The following is a 17,430-nucleotide window of genomic DNA, read 5'->3' as shown; positions in this document are numbered from 1 at the left end:
CTTGTAAGGGGATTTCGCATTTTATGTATTGAAAAAGGAGATTTTCATGACTAGGTTAGAAGAGTTAATTTATGCATTGACAACCGTCATAGTTCGTTATCATGACAGCCAAGATAATATAGCAACCAAAGATAAACTTGTTGCTGCACTGGAACCTACAACGCGTAGAAAAAAATCTCATGAACGCGCAGTAGAAATAATTCAAGATACAAAGATCAATTTTGCTCCATACTTAGAAGGCAAGATCAATGCGTGCACAGGAGGTTATCAGGCTCGCAAGGAATTCCTTTCTTTCATTTTAAATGAAATTTCCTATCTAAAAGAACAACTCGATAGAAAAACTCCGCTCAATTCTGAAGAGCTTCAGACATTGCAAGAACAATTAACTCAATTATTCATCGATTTTCGCCAATTATTAAATATAAAAAAGGGATTCAAACATTCAGTAACTTTAAATAATTCCAAAGGTTCTCTAACTCGAGAGTTATTTGGTTTATTGAATGATCGGTATGTGGGAGGCAAATATTGTAATTCAGGCCAACTGCTCATCGATGAGGTTCTTTTTGTACTTCATATGACTACCGATGACTCTAATGATGAACTCAAAGATATTGCTACAAACATCTGTTTGGAACAGCAACTATTTCTAGAGTCTCAACGTAATAAATTAAAAAAAGCTACCGAAGAGTCAGGGAAAGATAACTTAAAATTAGAGACAGAAACTCTAAAATTAGAGTCAAGTGTTCAAAAATCAAAATTAGAAGCACAACAATTGGAATTAGAGAGTCAAAAATCAAAATTAGAAGCACAACAATTAGAATTAGTGAGTCAAAAATTAAAAATAGAAGAGCAACGATCAGAGTTAGAACAATTGGCAGATAAACAAAAATCTGGACTAGAACCCCAGTTACAGGAGTTAACCGAAATAAATAAAGTACAGCAGGCAACTATTGAAGAATTAACTAAGGACCTGGAAAAAACTAAAGCGGAATTGCAAAAAGCTAAAGAAGCCAGACGTTTCCCTCCTTACACCCCATTCTATGGAAGTCTTGCTGCATTAAGTATGCTTCAATCAGGAACTAACCCTCGATTTTTTCAACAGCAACCTACGACTACTTCGTCACAAAGTATACCGAAGCCGGAAAATTTTGAGGACAACATGCATAATTTGTCTATAGAATAACGATACAATTACTGTGTTTCATTGAATTTTTCTCTTTAAAATTCAATGAAACACCAAAAATGACCCACTTTTTTGCACAAAACTCGCAATCATACAAAAAATCACTGTATAATACACGCCAAATTTCATTAAAACACTATGAACTCTATGAAAATGGCATACTTCTGGCGTAAAGGTCTATGGGCGCTGATGAGCCTGTTTTTTGTTTTAATCGTGGCAGGTAGTCTATTTTACCTCTATCTTGAAAGCCAACTCCCCAACGTAGATTCGTTGAAAACAGTGCAATTACAGGTACCTTTACAAATTTTCAGCAAAGAAGGTTTACTTATTCAGGAATATGGCGAAAAAAAACGAATTCCTGTTACTTATGATGAAATACCGCCCATGCTGATCCATGCTTTAATTGCTACTGAAGATCAACGCTTTTTTGAGCATCCTGGTGTGGATGTTTTAGGTCTTGGACGTGCTGCAGTTCGTATGGTTAAAACTGGAACAAAATCTCAAGGTGGTAGTACCATTACCATGCAAGTTGCGCGTAATTTTTTCTTAAGTCGTAAAAAAACCTTTTTGCGCAAATTTAATGAAATTATGCTTGCTATTAAAATAGATAGAGAATTGAGTAAGGAAAAAATTCTCGAACTCTACCTTAACAGAATCTATTTAGGTAATCGTGCTTATGGAGTTGGTGCTGCCGCAATGGTTTATTTTGGCAAGTCGCTTAAAGAATTAAATCTGGCAGAACTCGCAATGATTGCTGGACTACCCCAAGCACCTTCAACTCAAAACCCCATTGCAAACCCCTTAGCTGCGAAAAAACGGCGCGACCATGTATTAGAACGCTTGCTGGAAGAGCATTACATCAATGAAGAGCAATATCAAAATGCGATAAACCAACCAATTACAGCGAAGTATCATGGCACTCCTATCGAAGTGAAAGCACCTTATGTTGCTGAAATGATTCGTCAATCCTTATACGATAATTTCGGCCCTGATGCGTATACTAAGGGTTATAAAGTTTACACGACTATTGATGGAAAGTTGCAAAATACAGCCAATGATGTAGTCGAAAAAAATTTAATCTCTTATGACCACCGGCATGGTTATCGAGGACCTGTTGCTACAATTGGTGAAAAAGACAGCAAATCCTTGCACTCAATTCAAAAAAACCTGGAAAAATATCCGGAACTTAACCATCTTCTTCCGGCGGTTATTACCGAAGTCCGGGAAAATGAGGCAACAGCTACATTGCAAAGTGGCCGAACCATTCTTATCCCTTGGGCCGGTTTATCTTGGGCAAGACCAGCACTTAAAAATGGTTGGGTAGGTAAATCTCCATCCAAAGCCATGCAAGTTGTTGCTGTTGGCGATATTATTTATGTTCATTCAATAAAAGACCATTGGGAATTGGCACAAATTCCTGAAGCTGAATCAGCAATGGTGGCACTTAATCCTAAAAATGGTGCCATAGAGGTACTCGTGGGTGGATTCAATTTCCAAAAAAGCAAATTTAACCGGGCAACTCAATCCAGCAGACAACCAGGGTCCAGCTTTAAACCTTTTGTCTACGCTGCAGCTTTGAATAATGGTTATACTCTGGCAACATTGATTAATGATGCGCCTATTGTCGTTGATGATCCAAGTCAGCCAAACTTATGGCGTCCTCATAATGTGAACCTGAAATTTAACGGACCAACACGGTTAAAACAAGCCTTGGTCCAATCTAAAAACCTAGTGTCCATACGCATCCTTGATGACATTGGCATCAATTACACCATCGACTTCCTATCTCGTTTTGGATTTAATAGGAAAGCACTTCCTAGAGGGTTATCCCTGGCTTTAGGCAGTTTATCAATTAGCCCTATGGATCTGACTGTTGCTTATGCTGTTTTCGCAAATGGCGGGTATAAAGTTGAACCTTACCTCATTGATCACATTACTGATACAGATGGCAAGATATTATTGCAAGCCAAACCAACCGTTGTTTGTAATAACTGCGACAACAGTGTGGACCATTCAACGCTAGCTCCGCGAGTTATTCCCGAAGACATTAACTTTCTAATGTATACTGCTTTAAAAGATGTGATTCAGCATGGTACTGCCCGTGCAGCTCGTGTGCTCAATCGCCAAGACATAGCAGGTAAGACGGGTACAACGAATGATCAAGTAGATGCCTGGTTTGCTGGGTTTAATTCCGACCTCGTTGTAACAACATGGATAGGTTTTGATAATCCCAAATCCTTACATGAATATGCTGCGGGGCTCGCTTTGCCATTATGGATCGACTTTATGAAAGTTGCATTGAAAGGAAAACCTGAAAGTGAAATGAGACAACCTGAGGATGTAGTCGCAGTTCGCATTGATCCAAATAGTGGTTTATTGGCGCGTCCTAATCAGGCAAATGGGATCATCGAGTATTTTCGTAATAAAGAAGTTCCTGCGGAAGAAGATCCAACACCTGTCTTTAATGCGAGTAATGATCAGCAACAACTGCCTGCTGTTGAGGATAGTTTATTCTAAATCTTTTGTTTCTACGTCCCGCGGCTTGTCCGCGGGATCCAGCGTCTATTGCAAATTTCCTAGATCCCGCGGACAAGCCACGGGACGTAGTAAGTACATAAAGTATTTCTTGAATAATAGTTCAATACATCTAAATCGCTAATCAAAAAAGTTGACGACACTTCAGGCTTGTCAACCAAGCCTACGGTACTACGAGCCGACCTGACTTAATGTTTCGATTAATAATCTTTAAGGTTAATTAAATTAGCAGCTTTGTTGATAGATAGATTGTTTTAATCGATGTAGCCTGGGTGAAGCGTAGCGTAACCCGGGAATTCCTGGCATAAATTTCCCGGGTTACGGCTTCGCCTCCATCCAGGCTCCAAAACTACGAGGCAATAAAGTTTAATGTTTCATTAATAATCTTTAAGAGTAATTGAATTTGCAGCTTTATTTATACGCTGAGTTGAACGATTAATAAAAAATTTAATTAAATAACCTGGTGCAATTTTCATAAGCCGTTCGAGTAACCAGGAAAGTAAATTACTCTTCTCTTGAGAACGCATTACTTGGGCAGCCTTAATCCCTAATTCCTGATTGAGCTTAACAAAAGGACGCATTTGATTTTCATAATTTTGCAACGCAAGCGGATAGTTACCTTTTGCTGCTGCCAACTCCCCAGCGAGAATGTAAGCACCAATGATAGCCAGACTACTCCCCTGACCCGACATAGGTGAAGCACAATAAGCAGCATCACCCAATAAGACTACCCTGCCCTGTGACCAATGATCCATATGGATCTGTGCTGCCGCATCAAAATAAAAATCCGGTGACTCAGGCATCATTTTCAGAAATTTAGGAATCTCCCAGCCAATCCCTTCATAAACAGTCCTAAGCACTTGGTGCTGCTGTTTTACATTACGAAGATCAACTTTCTCTGGAGAAATAAATCCAAAGCACGCCTTAGCATGCGGCTCTCCTGAAGCGCTCCAAACTGACGCAACTCTACCTAACTCTGAGTATTGCATTTCTAATCGATCCAAATTTAAATAATTGGGAACGGTAAATACACAGAGATATAAACCTAACTCCTGGGAAAAAAGTGATTCGTCACCAAATACAAGCTGTCTTACATTTGAATGAAGCCCATCAGCACCAATAACCAAATCGAATTCTCGAGCTTTATTATTTTGAAACTTAACTTCTAAATGATCAGGAAATTGAGATATCTCTTGAATACTATCCCCAAAAATAAATTCTGAATCAAGCACCTGATCCATGAGAATCTGACATAAAGTTCCACGAATAATTTCCACATCATCGCCAACTCGATGTCCAAACTCATTACCACTCATTTCCTGGATTACTTTCCCATTCCTATCAACCAGCAATGCACCTTGCATATCCGTACTTTCTGCTACAACCCCCTCATAAATATCCATTCGTCGCAGAACATGTAGTGCTGCTCCACGAACATCGATTTTATAACCTCCGGTGAGTAATGCTGGAGCACGCTCAACGATGGTGATCATAAAACCATAGCGTTTTAACCAATAAGCAACGGTCAATCCTGCTATACCCGCTCCAGAAATAAGTACTCTCATATTACTCTCATGCCTAGGAAAGAGAACTTGAGTTTATCAATTTATTGATAAATCATTAACATAAATTATAGGGTAGGAGGGGACGGAAGAGAAAATGTAATCCTAGGTATAATAAAAAACCGGACCACCATGTTAAATAAAAAGGGTCTATTTATAATCAAGGCCTTACGGCCAAGATTGTAGATAGACCAAGTCTAAAGTTTATCGACCCGCCAATGCGATTCCTGCAGGCGTATACTCATAGCCTAAATCACGGGCAACTGCATCAAAAGTAATTTTACCTTGGTGAACATTTAACCCATTAAGTAAATGCTTATCATTCAATAAAGCCAACTTCATGCCTTTTGTTACAATGCTTAAAACAAAAGGTAACGTTGCATTATTCAAAGCAAAGGTTGATGTTCTTGGCACTGCACCCGGCATATTTGCAACACAATAATGCACCACATTATCAACAACATATGTAGGTTCTTGATGTGTAGTAGGTCGGCTTGTTTCGAAACATCCACCTTGGTCAATAGCTACATCCACCAGTACCGAACCAGGTCGCATTGATTTAAGCATTGAGCGCGTCATTAATTTCGGAGCTGCTGCTCCAGGTACTAATACCGCACCAATGACTAAATCAGCGCTGGCTGTATATCTTTCTATGGCATCCGCAGTAGAATAAACGGTATTGATCTTAGATCCAAATTGGAAATCCAACTCGTTTAAACGTTGCAAGGAGCGATCGAGTACTGTCACTCGAGCTTCCATACCCATTGCCATACGTACGGCATTAGTACCAACTACTCCTCCACCAATGACTACGACATTTGCCGCAGCTACTCCAGGAACTCCGCCTAGTAAAACGCCGCTACCACCTTGAGCCATCTCCAAACAATGCGCTCCTGCCTGAATCGACATACGTCCAGCCACTTGTGACATAGGTGCCAGTAAAGGCAGTCCCCCATTGTCTTCAGTCACTGTTTCATAAGCTATAGCAGTAACTCCAGATTCTTTAAGCATACGTGCTTGGTGAGGATCTGGGGCCAAATGCAAATAGGTAAATAAAGTTTGACCTTCGCGAAGACGCTTGCACTCAATGGGTTGTGGTTCTTTTACTTTTACAATGAGTTCAGCTCTAGAAAATACCTCATCCGCGCTATCAACAACCTCTGCACCGGCATGTCGATAATCATCATCAGAAATCCCAATTCCCAATCCAGCACCTTTCTCTACAATAGCAGAGCTGCCTACTCGTATAATTTCCCTAATACTAGAAGGAACAAGACCTACACGATTTTCTTGAGGTTTAATTTCTTTTGGAACACCTACTAACATACTTTCTCCCTCTAACGGTTTTTTAATTGTGCGATTAACTGTGGCACAAGTTCAAATAAATCACCAACCAAACCATAGTCAGCGATTTGAAAAATAGGGGCATCTTCATCCTTATTAATTGCAACAATAATCTTGGAATCTTTCATCCCTGCCAAATGCTGTACCGCTCCAGAAATTCCCACAGCAAAATAAAGCATTGGTGCAACTATCCTTCCGGTTTGCCCCACCTGGTAATCATTAGGAACAAACCCGGCATCTACAGCAGCACGGGATGCTCCAACAGCAGCACCAAGTACATCAGCTAATTCTTCAATCAACTTAAACTTCTCGGCACTTTGAAGTCCTCTTCCCCCAGAAACAACAATTTTAGCGCTTCCTAGGTCAGGGCGTTCAGACTTACTTAGCTCATGTTTAACAAATTGGCTATTTTTTGCAATAAATTCTTTATCGATTTGCTCAATGCAACAACTCGCCTGATTTGTAGTTACTGGATTAAAAGCCGTTACTCTAATCGTCAACACCTTTATTGAATCAAGAACTCGTACAGTCTCTATCGCATTACCCGCATATATTGGATGTTCGAAGGTATCTTTATCGAGAATTTTACTCACATCAGAAACTTGAGACACATCCAGTTGTGCTGCAACACGTGGAGCGATATTTTTACCGAAGGTACTTGCAGGCATTAATATGGCTTTAAATGAATGCGCAAATGAAAGAACTAAATCACTTATTTGCTCTGCCAACGGATGTTCATAACACGGTTTATCAATGCACCAAACAGCATGCGCTCCTGCAAGAATTGCCGCTTGTTCTGCTACCGTTTTGCATTGATGTCCTATAACGAGTAAAGTCGGTTCGCCACCCAGTTCCAATGCCGCAGCTAGAACATTACGAGTAGATGGATGTAATGTTTGATTATCATGTTCAACGAGTACTAAAGTGCCCATCACGTTCCCCTTATCAAAGCACTTTGGCTTCATGCTGTAGTTTATTCAATAACTCAGCCACTGATTCAACTTTCACTCCTGCACTGCGAGCATCAGGTTCAGCGACTTTTAATACCTCAACGTGTTTTTTAAGCGACAGCCCCAGACTATCCAATTCCAAGTTTTCTAAAGGTTTCTTTTTTGCTTTCATAATATTGGGAAGGCTTGCGTATCGAGGTTCATTCAAACGCAAGTCCGTGCTCACTACCGCTGGCAAATTCACGCGAATTGTTTCAAGCCCCCCATCAATTTCCCGGGTTACCTGAAGGTAGTCGCTGCCTGCTTCAATTTTGGAGGCATACATTGCCTGGGGCCAATTTAATAGAGAGGCCAACATTTGGGGTGTCTGATTATTATCACCATCAATGGCTTGCTTACCCATTAATACTAAATCAGGCTTTTCATCATCGACAATTTTTTTTAATATTTTTGCAATATTAAGGCTTTCTAATGAATCTTGGGTGCGAATCAAAACTGCTCTATCAGCGCCTAAGGCTAAAGCATGTCGCAAGGTTTCCTGAGAACTCTCACCGCCAATACTTACTACTACAACTTCTGTAGCCCAGTTTTTTTCACGTAAACGTAATGCTTCTTCAACAGCAATTTCATCAAATGGATTCATTGCCATTTTAATATTTTGTGTTTCAACTCCGGAATGGTCCGATTTGACCCGAATTTTCACATAGGGGTCGATTACACGCTTCACTGCCACGAGAATTTTCATAATTCCTCACTGGATAATCAAAACTTACGCATCTTGCCAGAGATACCCTGCCAAATTCAAGGGGTATTTCAATTTTACCCTGAATTTGACAATGGTAAAGGCCATGAATATAACGCCTAAAATTTAGACATTAAACGAGATACCTGCCTATACAGCTGTTACGTTGTAGAAGGACATACTACTACAGCAAGTTGCATCCCAGAGTCATCTTTGAGCAGACTAATCACACGTTCAGCACGATCAACTGCCAAGGCAGTTTTTCCTCCTTGAGTGTAAACACTGGGATCTTTCTTAACTAATTCTAATGCTTTAGAGGCTTTTGCAATTTTTTCTTCGACTTTCAATTCATCGTCTTTATCAATTACACGCATTCTAAGCAAAAATGCATCTAATGCGCGATGTTTTTCCCCCCCTGCTCTCCAGTTTCTAAAAAATTGCTGTTCTAATAATCCGAGATAGGATTCAATTGGCGCTGCAATCATTTTTAATTCAGGCGTTTTAAAATTATCACTGATACTTTGATTCTGACTTGCAAGAATCAATTCGCGACATAAATTTTCATCTATTGCAGAATTGCCAGATTTCTCCTCTGAAGGGGCACAAAGTAATGGCGTAAGAAGTGTAGAACCTATTTGCAAGCTCATCTCATAGCACTGGCGAGATGCCCAAAAAGTCATTTCAACTAAACGAACTAATAAGGTAGTTGTGGTCGTGGCAGAAACTATAGTGATTTTTTGCAAGGTATTACCCAGCTTTTGCAACTCTGTTGAATTGCTGCCTGCCATAAATTGACCACTTTTCAATAAAGCAAAATAAAGCGCATAAACAGCAAATAATTCTTCGGCAAAGACAAAAGTGCTGAAACTAATAAAAATCATTGGGAGAAATGAAATTAACGCACGAATCCCCTTTGGCTTTATTTTCCCTACTTCATCAAAATATCCGGTAGATTGATCAAGTAATCCCAGAAGACTCACATAGAAATGACGCTCAGTAAATGTCCTGGAAGTATTTTTTAAGTTTTCCAACCATTTTTTAAGATCTTCGCGAGTAGCAATTTCATCAAATTTAATCGGTTTAAAATCCTGAGGCGAAATTAACTTACCATAGCAAAGCGATAATGTTTTAAAACAAGCTCCATCATTGCGCTTTTCAGACAGAGTACTCTCAATCCATTTTGCTTCCGAACTGAATTTTCCCATAAGGTCCGGATGAAAATTTAAAGATAAAATTTTATAATTTTTTTTTATTTTTCCTTTATCCGGACCATCTTTAAGCAATGATTTATTGATTAATTTAATAAAATCGGCGTCCAACCGTAAAAGAGCCTCCTGGTTCAAATCGCTTGTATAACAATCTTTTTCTTTATCATAACTGGCATAGATGCTAACCAGAGTTTTTAATTCAGTCTCTATAGTCATAACCTCTCCCTAGATTGGCTATTTAGGATCGATACTGCTAAAACTCGTTAACTTTCTGAAATCCTAGTTATCGCATAGTACAATCCATTTTATTAAACCAATTCTTCCGTTTAAAATATTCCGTAAAAAAGCCAACAACCAACAGACTAATATAAAATGCACTCATCACATCACTCAAATAATGGAAATATAACAAAATTCTTGAGGCAGCAACCAAAAGAGCAACAACAAGGAACACATAAAAACATCGAGGAAAGAGCACCCCTAATCCTGCTGCTAAACTAATAACCGTTGTCGTATGTCCTGAAGGCAAAGACCAATAATCTGAACTCAACTTAAACCAATAAAATCCAAATTCATTACTGGAAAATAACAACTCAGGGCGAGCACGACTCAACGCCACTTTCAAAATCAAACAAACCAAATTGGCTAAAAGTACACAACCCAGTAAATACCAAGATCGGGTTTCATAAACAGTATTAACTTGAATGTATCGAAAATACAATCCCGCAATAAAAAACAAAATACTATAAATGACCCATTTTCCCAAGGCGGTCAACAGGACCAAAATGGGAATATTGACTCTAAGATCCAACTGGTAAAAATAAGTTGCCAAAGGCTTGTCTACAAAATAATAGGCTAAAATAACCAAAAATGCATAGGGAATAATAACCCAAGGCTTTTTCATAAAATTAAAGAACTTTTCAAATTGCGACATCAATCAAATCCTCATTTTTCACGTAAGTACCATGGAATGGTAATAACAATCACATTAGGATCTCGCTTTAAAAACAGTAAAGCGCGTAATCCTGTGGCATGAATATTGTGTAATAAATGCTCATACCACCTTGGTTCTACTAACTCGGGTATAATAAGAGCAATCAGCCTATCTTTCCTCTCTTTTCTTACTTTATCCACAAAATTTAATATTGGCTTATAAATACGCCTATAGGGTGATTTAATAATTTCTAATTTAGGAATCCCTTTATCGGCTTTTTTAGCAGGCATTTCAATCAGTTCATGCCAAAGTTGTTGCAAACGTTCAACGTCTTCATATTCTGCATCAATAAAAATCGCCGTAATATCATCTGAGAGCAGTATTCCAAATTGAACTGCTCTTTCTGCGATTAAATCCAAACCATGTATTGGAATAATAACCACAGGGGACTTTAAGGAACGAGGATTTATCTTTATCGGATTTTCAATTTTACGAGCAATTTTTTCGTAATGATGTTTAATATGATACATTAAAACTGCTAATGTAGGCGCAAGAACAACAATTATCCAGGCACCTTCTATAAATTTTGTGACAAGAATAATAAAAAGTGCGAGTGCTGTGATTACAGCACCCACCGCATTAACTATTAATTTATATCGCTCATTTCGATTTTCCTTACGCGACCAATACTTTACCATGCCAATCTGAGAAAAAAGGAATGCACTAAAAGAACCAACTGCAAATAATGGAATCAGATTATTCGTAATTCCCTTAAAAGCAATCAGAATGACAGCAGAAAAAATTGCTAAAATGATAATCCCGGCCGAGAAAACCAGGCGTCTCCCACGCTCAGCAAAAAAATGAGGTAAATAATTATCTTCTGCAAGTAAACGACATATTCTCGGAAAGCCTGTAAAACTGGTTTGTGCTGAATAGGTTAGAACAATAAAAATACTGGCAATAGAAATATAGTAAAAAATACCTTTTCCTGTAACTGCCCCAACGAGTTGTGACAATACGGTTTGATAACCTGGCTGATTTTGATCCATGGCTTCAATATGATAAACAGGACAAAGATAACCTATGAATATTAAAAATAGTGCCAGGGTAACAACAATTATAGTCAACGTCCATTGCGCATTTTTAACTTTTGGTTTGCGAAATAAAGAGACTGCATTACTTACTGCCTCAACTCCCGTCATCGCAGTTAGTCCGTAGGAAAAAGCGGTTAACAACATCCAAAATGTTACTGCTTCAGTTGCACTCGTTTGCATTTTCCTGGGAGGATTTAAAGGTTGTGGGTGCCCACTACTAATCCAAGTATCGACTAATCCCATCGATAGAGCAATTAACATGCATAATATAAAAATTACTACGGGAATTAAAAAAAGTACCCCTGTTTCACGAGTTCCTCGCAAATTCAATACAGTGAGCATCAGCAAGATCACGAGACATAAAGTCAGTGTGTAGGGATGCAATGCCGGGATTGCTGACAAGATAGCACCAACGCCTGCCGATATACCGACCGTAACATTCAATAAATAATCAAGCAGCAATGAAATTGCTGCTCCTACACCATATTTCTTGCCCAAATTATCACTCGCAACAGTATATGCGCCACCTTTTTCGGGATATGCTGCAGCTGTTTGTAAATAAGATACATATAAAAACAAAAGAACAACGACAACTAATAGGGAAATGGGAAAAAAATAATGTAACCCGATTATTCCTGCTGGTAATAGCATAACGAGTGCGGCTTCTGGCCCATAGGCCGTTGAAGCTAATGAATCCAATCCAATTGCAGGTACCCCAGTTAATATGGACAATTCTTGCTGCTTCTTGGACTTCAAAGAAAGAGGTTTTCCAAAAATTCTATTTATAAATGACATGTCCTTATAACCTCAAAATTTTTTTCCTATTGTAACGATTCAATAAATCTTAATAAAGAATCTTTATCATAAGATAATTCATTGTAATTAGCTGTCTCGAGCTTAATTTGAAATCATTGATATTGTTGACACTAAAGCCAAGAAGGATAACAATTCAACATTTATTCTTAGCAGCAGGAAGGAATTAGCATGGATTTAACAAAATTTTTCAAGAGGTCAACCCAAGCGCTTATTTTTGCTGCGCTGGTAATTAATGGAGCGTATGCCCAGGATATTACAGTGGTTGGCACTCTGAAGCAGACCTTAAAGCAAGCACCTGCAAATTTGTCGCGCAAAAGTCTTGTGAACGAAGAAAAGAGCATCCAATTACTGCAAGTACATCTTTCTGACGAAGTGAGAAACCTGCTGACCAACCGTGCCCAAGATGCATTAGCACATACCCACCAGTTTGCTTATGCTTCCTCAAATAGAGCAGCCTCACCAATACCTAATCATGTTCAATTAGGTATGAATAATGTACCAGTCTTGGATCAAGGAATACATGGAACCTGTGTCACTTTTGCAGTAACTGCTGCGCTTGATGCCACCATGACCAAAGGTGATTATATTAGTCAATTGTGTCATTTACAGTTGGGTAGTTATTTGGAAAAACACGGTTACGGTTTAAGCGGCTGGGATGGAAGTTATGCGAGTTATGTAATTGACCAGATGGAACAGTACGGAATCGTTAACAAAATAAAACAACTAAAATTCGGTTGTGGTGGCATGAAATACTATCCAACATACACAGATCATGATCCCGAATCGTTTATGGATCCTGAACAATTTAGTTCACTTAGCGAGTTCATCTTTGGCAAGGAAGTCAATTGGTCTGATGTATTTCAAAAAACCGATCCAGCAAAGAACTTAAATGATGTCAAGCAAGCCCTATCTGCAGGTGACCGATTGGTTTTTGCGGTACTTCTTCCACGTACCGATTTAGGTACTGTAGGTGCAGTCGGCAAATATAAAACATGGATATATAAAGATACGTGGGTTTTAACGCCAGAAATAATTGCAGACGTTGATTATGTCGAAGCAGCTCATGAAATGGTCATTACTGGATATGATGATAATGCAGTTGCGGTGGATAATCACGGAGTGAAGCATAAAGGATTATTGTTCTTAAGAAACTCTTGGGGCACCTCTGTAGGGGACGACGGCGAATTCTATATGTCCTATGATTATTTTAAATTATTATCCTTTGATATAACCCGATTTTCTCGAACTTCGATATAGCGGCTAAGAAATCCTTCAAAAAACAACCTGGGGGAAGGCGCAGCCGTAACCCCGGGATCTAGATATAAAACTTCCCGGGTTATGGCTGCGCCTCACCCAGGCTACATTTTAAAACTTGAGTTGTAAACGATAAAAATCAACGGCATTTGTCAATAAAATTTTATTGGCTATACGGTCATCAAAGACATCCAAAATAAGGTTAATATCGTTTTTCTTAAAAGGTTGTGGTGCGCGCGTTGAGGGAAGATCGGTACCAAACATCAACGCATCGGGATTAATCGATGCAATTGTTTTCAGGATGCTTGCGACATCAAAATCAACTCTGCCAAACCCGGATGCTTTGACTTTGATCCCTTGTTCAACAAGCTTAAATAAAACTGGGAGTCCGCTTTTTGATAACCCAAGGTGGTCTATGCTGACTGCAGGTAAACTGAGTAGCAAATCAGTTAATTCCACGAGTTCAGAGGAATCAACATACAATTCTACATGCCATTTGGCAATCTCATAAACTCGATGTGCCATGTCAGTTAAATGCTCCATTTTTTCTGAACCACCACGTCGCAGATTAAATCGAATACCGCGAATTCCTTGCTGATCTAATTCAATAATTTGCTCGTTACTTGCTGTAGTAGGTAATTGAGTCACCCCAACAAAATTTGGGCCCAAGACATGTAACGCATGTACCAAATAGGTTTGATCAAATGCTTGGAAAGATCCCGATACCACTGCTCCACCAAGAATGTGCAGCGGTTTTGTAATTTTTAGGTAATCAACAACCGTAAATTCATCAGGTAAATAAGATTGATTCGCAACCAACGGGAAGCGGTAATCAATAATATGTAAATGCGCATCAAACAGATTAATCATGAAGTCCCTACTTTTATATATTTCCCTGTATTACATTGTAGCCTGGGTGCAACGCAGCGGAACCCGGGTTACTTATCATCAGTTTCCCCGAGTTCCGCTGCGCTGCACCTAGGTTACAAACGATTAACAAACTTCACTTCCTCGACAGGTGCGTGAGATTGCTGCTTTGTGTTTTCGGTAAAGAATCGACAACTTAAAGTATCTTCCTTGACTGATTCCATCAAAGTTGGGGTATCCCTGTATCCACCGAGACAATACCTTTGCCATTGACCATCCAATTCCATTTCAATAAAACAATGATCCGGATTAACATCAATAGATACAGGAATCTCAGGATACAAACGACTCATTTCTTCTTTAAAGGCAATTGCTCTTAAACGGCAACTTGCAACACCTAACTTTCTTGCCTCTTCAAGATACTCCTTGCCATTATGGACGGTAACTCCAATGGAATTGCGTAACTCTCCGCGATCTCTACCATACCTAAGGTATTTCATTAATAAACGATGTATTTCTTGATGCTCAGGGTGTGCGGTTAACGTGCTAAAAACAGGATGTGCCCTATAATGTTTGGGCATGCGTAACAATAAATTGACAAACGCTTCTCTAGGCTCTGCGGCAGGTTCCAGTAAGCGAATATAATACAAATGATTTTTATTAGAATAGTTTATTTCAAAATCATCCTTTTTTAATCCTTGAATTGTGATGTCTCGCAAGGTTTCACCAGGATGCAAGGAAGGTAGGGCTTGCCAATTTTCTGTCAAACTTAACCTTTTTTTTCCTTTAAAAAGGACACGATCGGATTCCTCTTTTCTTTTTTTAATGAGTTCTTCTGTTATTCCCTCAGCATGAAACTCATAGCGACACTTAACCAAGTTCTCCGTAGCATTCATGCCCGCTAATTCAAAATATTGGAATGGAGAAGATGGGTTTTCATGAATTACCAGATCAGGATAAACTTCATCACGATAATACTTAGTTGGTGGAGTAAAAGTCAGTGAATCAACTGGTGTAAATATGGGTTTTCTATATTGTGGCTGAGCGATAAAAGCTTTTGTATCAATACCGCTTTGATACGTTTTTTGTTTTATTTCTTTCTCGCTCATAATGCGTTTTTTTAGGCTTTGCAACTCCAATTGTTCTCTTTCAGTATATAAAGGATTTGCTATTTCAACTTCGAGAATAGCTTGTTTCGTTTGATTCAAATGATACTCGTCCAGTTTGGGCGAGAATATCGACGCTACCTGATTAAGCTGTGTTTCCATGGATTGATGGTCATCTGCCAAGTCTCGACAGACCTTATAATCCAGGAAATGTATCTGTTGTGTATCTAATTGTTGATGTTGTACTTGCTCAAGTACTGTGGCACGCGTTGCCGGTTTTAATTTAGACGCCAGTAAATCATCAAAATCCTCTCCATTTATGGCATTTTGTAAGGACTTTTTGTTCATTTGAACCAATTGTCCATTTTCCCAGGTATATAACGCATGCCCAGCAGCAAGCAATTCAATCATATGCGCTAACATCAACTCACGCTTACTTGTTGACCAGCTGGAAAATGACCAATCAGAAAAAATATAAATTTGACCGGTAGGCACTGGTTCAAGAACCTCAACTACTTCTTCTTGAGCTTTTCCTTGAATACTGGGATTACTCTTTAGTTTCTCTGTTGCTGCACAGATATCTCCATCAAAAATGCCTTGAGTACGAGCAAATGCCCTCAGATTAGTATAAGAAGTTGAGGGAAACCATTCGCCCAAAAATCCTGTTTTTGTTTGCAATGTAGGAAGTAATGTGGCGATAAGCTTTAAAGCCTCATCAACCTGTAATTCAATGGGATAATCCTGGAGTTTGGGATCACGAAAAGGCATAAGAAGTTTTTTCAAATCAAATGCTTTTTTTCTATTCTTTTGATTACTCCACCACCTGGATTCAATGCGCTGAATTTCATTATCTACCACATCTAATAAGGTACGCATCAATTCTTTGCCTGAGACGGGTAAAATTTGTAATTTAAATGGGGGGAGTTTTTGTGCTGCAATCATTGCTTCAAAATCATCGAATTGCTCTTGATCCACAGCATCGTTTGCTTGATTTATATTTTTTGTAGCTTCACGAAGACCGGCCTCCAAAGATTTGGGCAGAACATGTCTTCCTCTATTTACAAGATCGGGATTCACCTGATTTAAAACTTGCATCACATTGTGGGAGCAAAAAGTGTCATTAGAAGGAACGCGCTTTTCTCTATCTTTTTTATCCTGCTTATTTGACCATTGAAAAAGTGATTTAAGTACGGCCCAAAAGCTGGTGCGGCTTTTTCCTTGTTCAAGTAATCTTTTGGTAATATTCACTTGAGCCTTGTATGCTTCAAGGAATTGTTGTCTTTGTTTATTGTCGGTATGTTTGAATACCAACAAACTTGAATTAACTGTCAGTAGAGTTTCTGCTTGTCCCGATGCGCGCCAAAACGTAACCAATAATTGGATTAATCGTTCTTTATTCTCTTTGCATGCAACCAGAAATTGTTTGATGAGATCTTCTGCCTCCTCATTTCCTGTTATTTTGGAAGCCCAAAGTTTCATCCATTTAACGCCACCTTCAAGTGCGTTCTTCATTTGCACGGATGTGAATTCTTTACTGCAATAATTGAGGAGCAGAACCGTTAGTTCCTCTACGGTCTTATCTTGAAGATTTCTAATAAATACATCCGGTGACGAAGAAAGTTGTCGCTCATAATTGTGGCATATGATCCCGTGTTCATTCTTGCCAGTACAAACAAAGACTGTAACAACCTCCATATGCCCATGTTTGTTGCCAGGAGTCGTAATGGATTGAGCGGCCTGTTTTAGACGTATGAAAGGTTTTCTACTACTTGAGACGACAAACACTATATCGCCTGGATCTATAGCACAATCCTTCATCAACAACATGCCGCTCT

12 protein-coding genes are annotated in these 17,430 nt (G+C 39.0%); 3 read left to right on the top strand and 9 right to left on the bottom strand.

All coding sequences use genetic code 11. The features are described 5' to 3' along the window. Window positions 1-46: 46 nt before the first annotated feature. Both LXO92_RS07720 and LXO92_RS07715 read left to right on the top strand, forming a co-directional pair. Window positions 47-1,183: a coiled-coil domain-containing protein gene (locus tag LXO92_RS07720; RefSeq protein WP_182352086.1), complete on the top strand. Its 1,137-nt coding sequence runs from the start codon at window positions 47-49 to the stop codon at window positions 1,181-1,183. Between the two features lie 147 nt (window positions 1,184-1,330). Further along, on the top strand, window positions 1,331-3,700 hold the full coding sequence (locus LXO92_RS07715; protein ID WP_182352085.1) for a penicillin-binding protein 1A: 2,370 nt from the start codon (window positions 1,331-1,333) through the stop codon (window positions 3,698-3,700). A gap of 395 nt (window positions 3,701-4,095) precedes the next feature. Here LXO92_RS07715 and LXO92_RS07710 read toward each other — a convergent pair whose 3' ends face one another. From LXO92_RS07710 to LXO92_RS07680, 7 genes are all read right to left on the bottom strand, one after another. Then, window positions 4,096-5,283, bottom strand: a complete 1,188-nt coding sequence (locus LXO92_RS07710) for an FAD-dependent monooxygenase (RefSeq protein ID WP_232890726.1) — start codon at window positions 5,281-5,283, stop codon at window positions 4,096-4,098. A 201-nt stretch (window positions 5,284-5,484) separates the two neighbouring features. Beyond that, the gene (gene ald / locus LXO92_RS07705) at window positions 5,485-6,606 is read right to left on the bottom strand and encodes an alanine dehydrogenase (protein ID WP_182352083.1); all 1,122 of its coding nucleotides are present in this window, start codon (window positions 6,604-6,606) and stop codon (window positions 5,485-5,487) included. An 11-nt stretch (window positions 6,607-6,617) separates the two neighbouring features. Further along, window positions 6,618-7,556 (bottom strand): electron transfer flavoprotein subunit alpha/FixB family protein, encoded by a 939-nt coding sequence (locus LXO92_RS07700; RefSeq protein WP_182352082.1) that lies wholly within the window; start codon window positions 7,554-7,556, stop codon window positions 6,618-6,620. 13 nt (window positions 7,557-7,569) lie between these two features. Next, a complete protein-coding gene (locus LXO92_RS07695; RefSeq protein ID WP_182352081.1) occupies window positions 7,570-8,319 on the bottom strand; it encodes an electron transfer flavoprotein subunit beta/FixA family protein in 750 nt (249 codons plus the stop codon). A gap of 158 nt (window positions 8,320-8,477) precedes the next feature. After that, window positions 8,478-9,740 (bottom strand): J domain-containing protein, encoded by a 1,263-nt coding sequence (locus LXO92_RS07690; RefSeq protein WP_182352080.1) that lies wholly within the window; start codon window positions 9,738-9,740, stop codon window positions 8,478-8,480. 67 nt (window positions 9,741-9,807) lie between these two features. Continuing rightward, complete coding sequence (locus LXO92_RS07685; RefSeq protein WP_182352079.1) at window positions 9,808-10,458, bottom strand: phosphatase PAP2 family protein; 651 nt, start codon at window positions 10,456-10,458, stop codon at window positions 9,808-9,810. Window positions 10,459-10,469: 11 nt separating this feature from the next. After that, the gene (locus LXO92_RS07680; protein WP_182352078.1) at window positions 10,470-12,347 is read right to left on the bottom strand and encodes an APC family permease; all 1,878 of its coding nucleotides are present in this window, start codon (window positions 12,345-12,347) and stop codon (window positions 10,470-10,472) included. A 189-nt stretch (window positions 12,348-12,536) separates the two neighbouring features. Here LXO92_RS07680 and LXO92_RS07675 point away from each other — a divergent pair, with 189 nt between their 5' ends. Further along, complete coding sequence (locus LXO92_RS07675) at window positions 12,537-13,625, top strand: C1 family peptidase (RefSeq protein WP_182352077.1); 1,089 nt, start codon at window positions 12,537-12,539, stop codon at window positions 13,623-13,625. 108 nt (window positions 13,626-13,733) lie between these two features. On the opposite strand, the gene LXO92_RS07670 is transcribed toward LXO92_RS07675, so the two are convergent. Together LXO92_RS07670 and LXO92_RS07665 are read right to left on the bottom strand one after the other, a co-directional pair. Next, window positions 13,734-14,492, bottom strand: coding sequence for an amidohydrolase family protein (locus tag LXO92_RS07670; protein ID WP_232890725.1), 759 nt, complete (start codon window positions 14,490-14,492; stop codon window positions 13,734-13,736). A gap of 113 nt (window positions 14,493-14,605) precedes the next feature. Next, entirely contained in the window at window positions 14,606-17,422 is a 2,817-nt protein-coding gene (locus LXO92_RS07665) for a hypothetical protein (protein ID WP_232890724.1), read from the bottom strand. Between the last annotated feature and the right edge of the window lie 8 nt (window positions 17,423-17,430).

Source organism: Legionella resiliens (assembly GCF_021344005.1).
Lineage (GTDB): Bacteria > Pseudomonadota > Gammaproteobacteria > Legionellales > Legionellaceae > Legionella > Legionella resiliens.
Note: the sequence above shows the minus strand (reverse complement) of the source record. Positions and strands in the feature narration are given on the sequence as shown.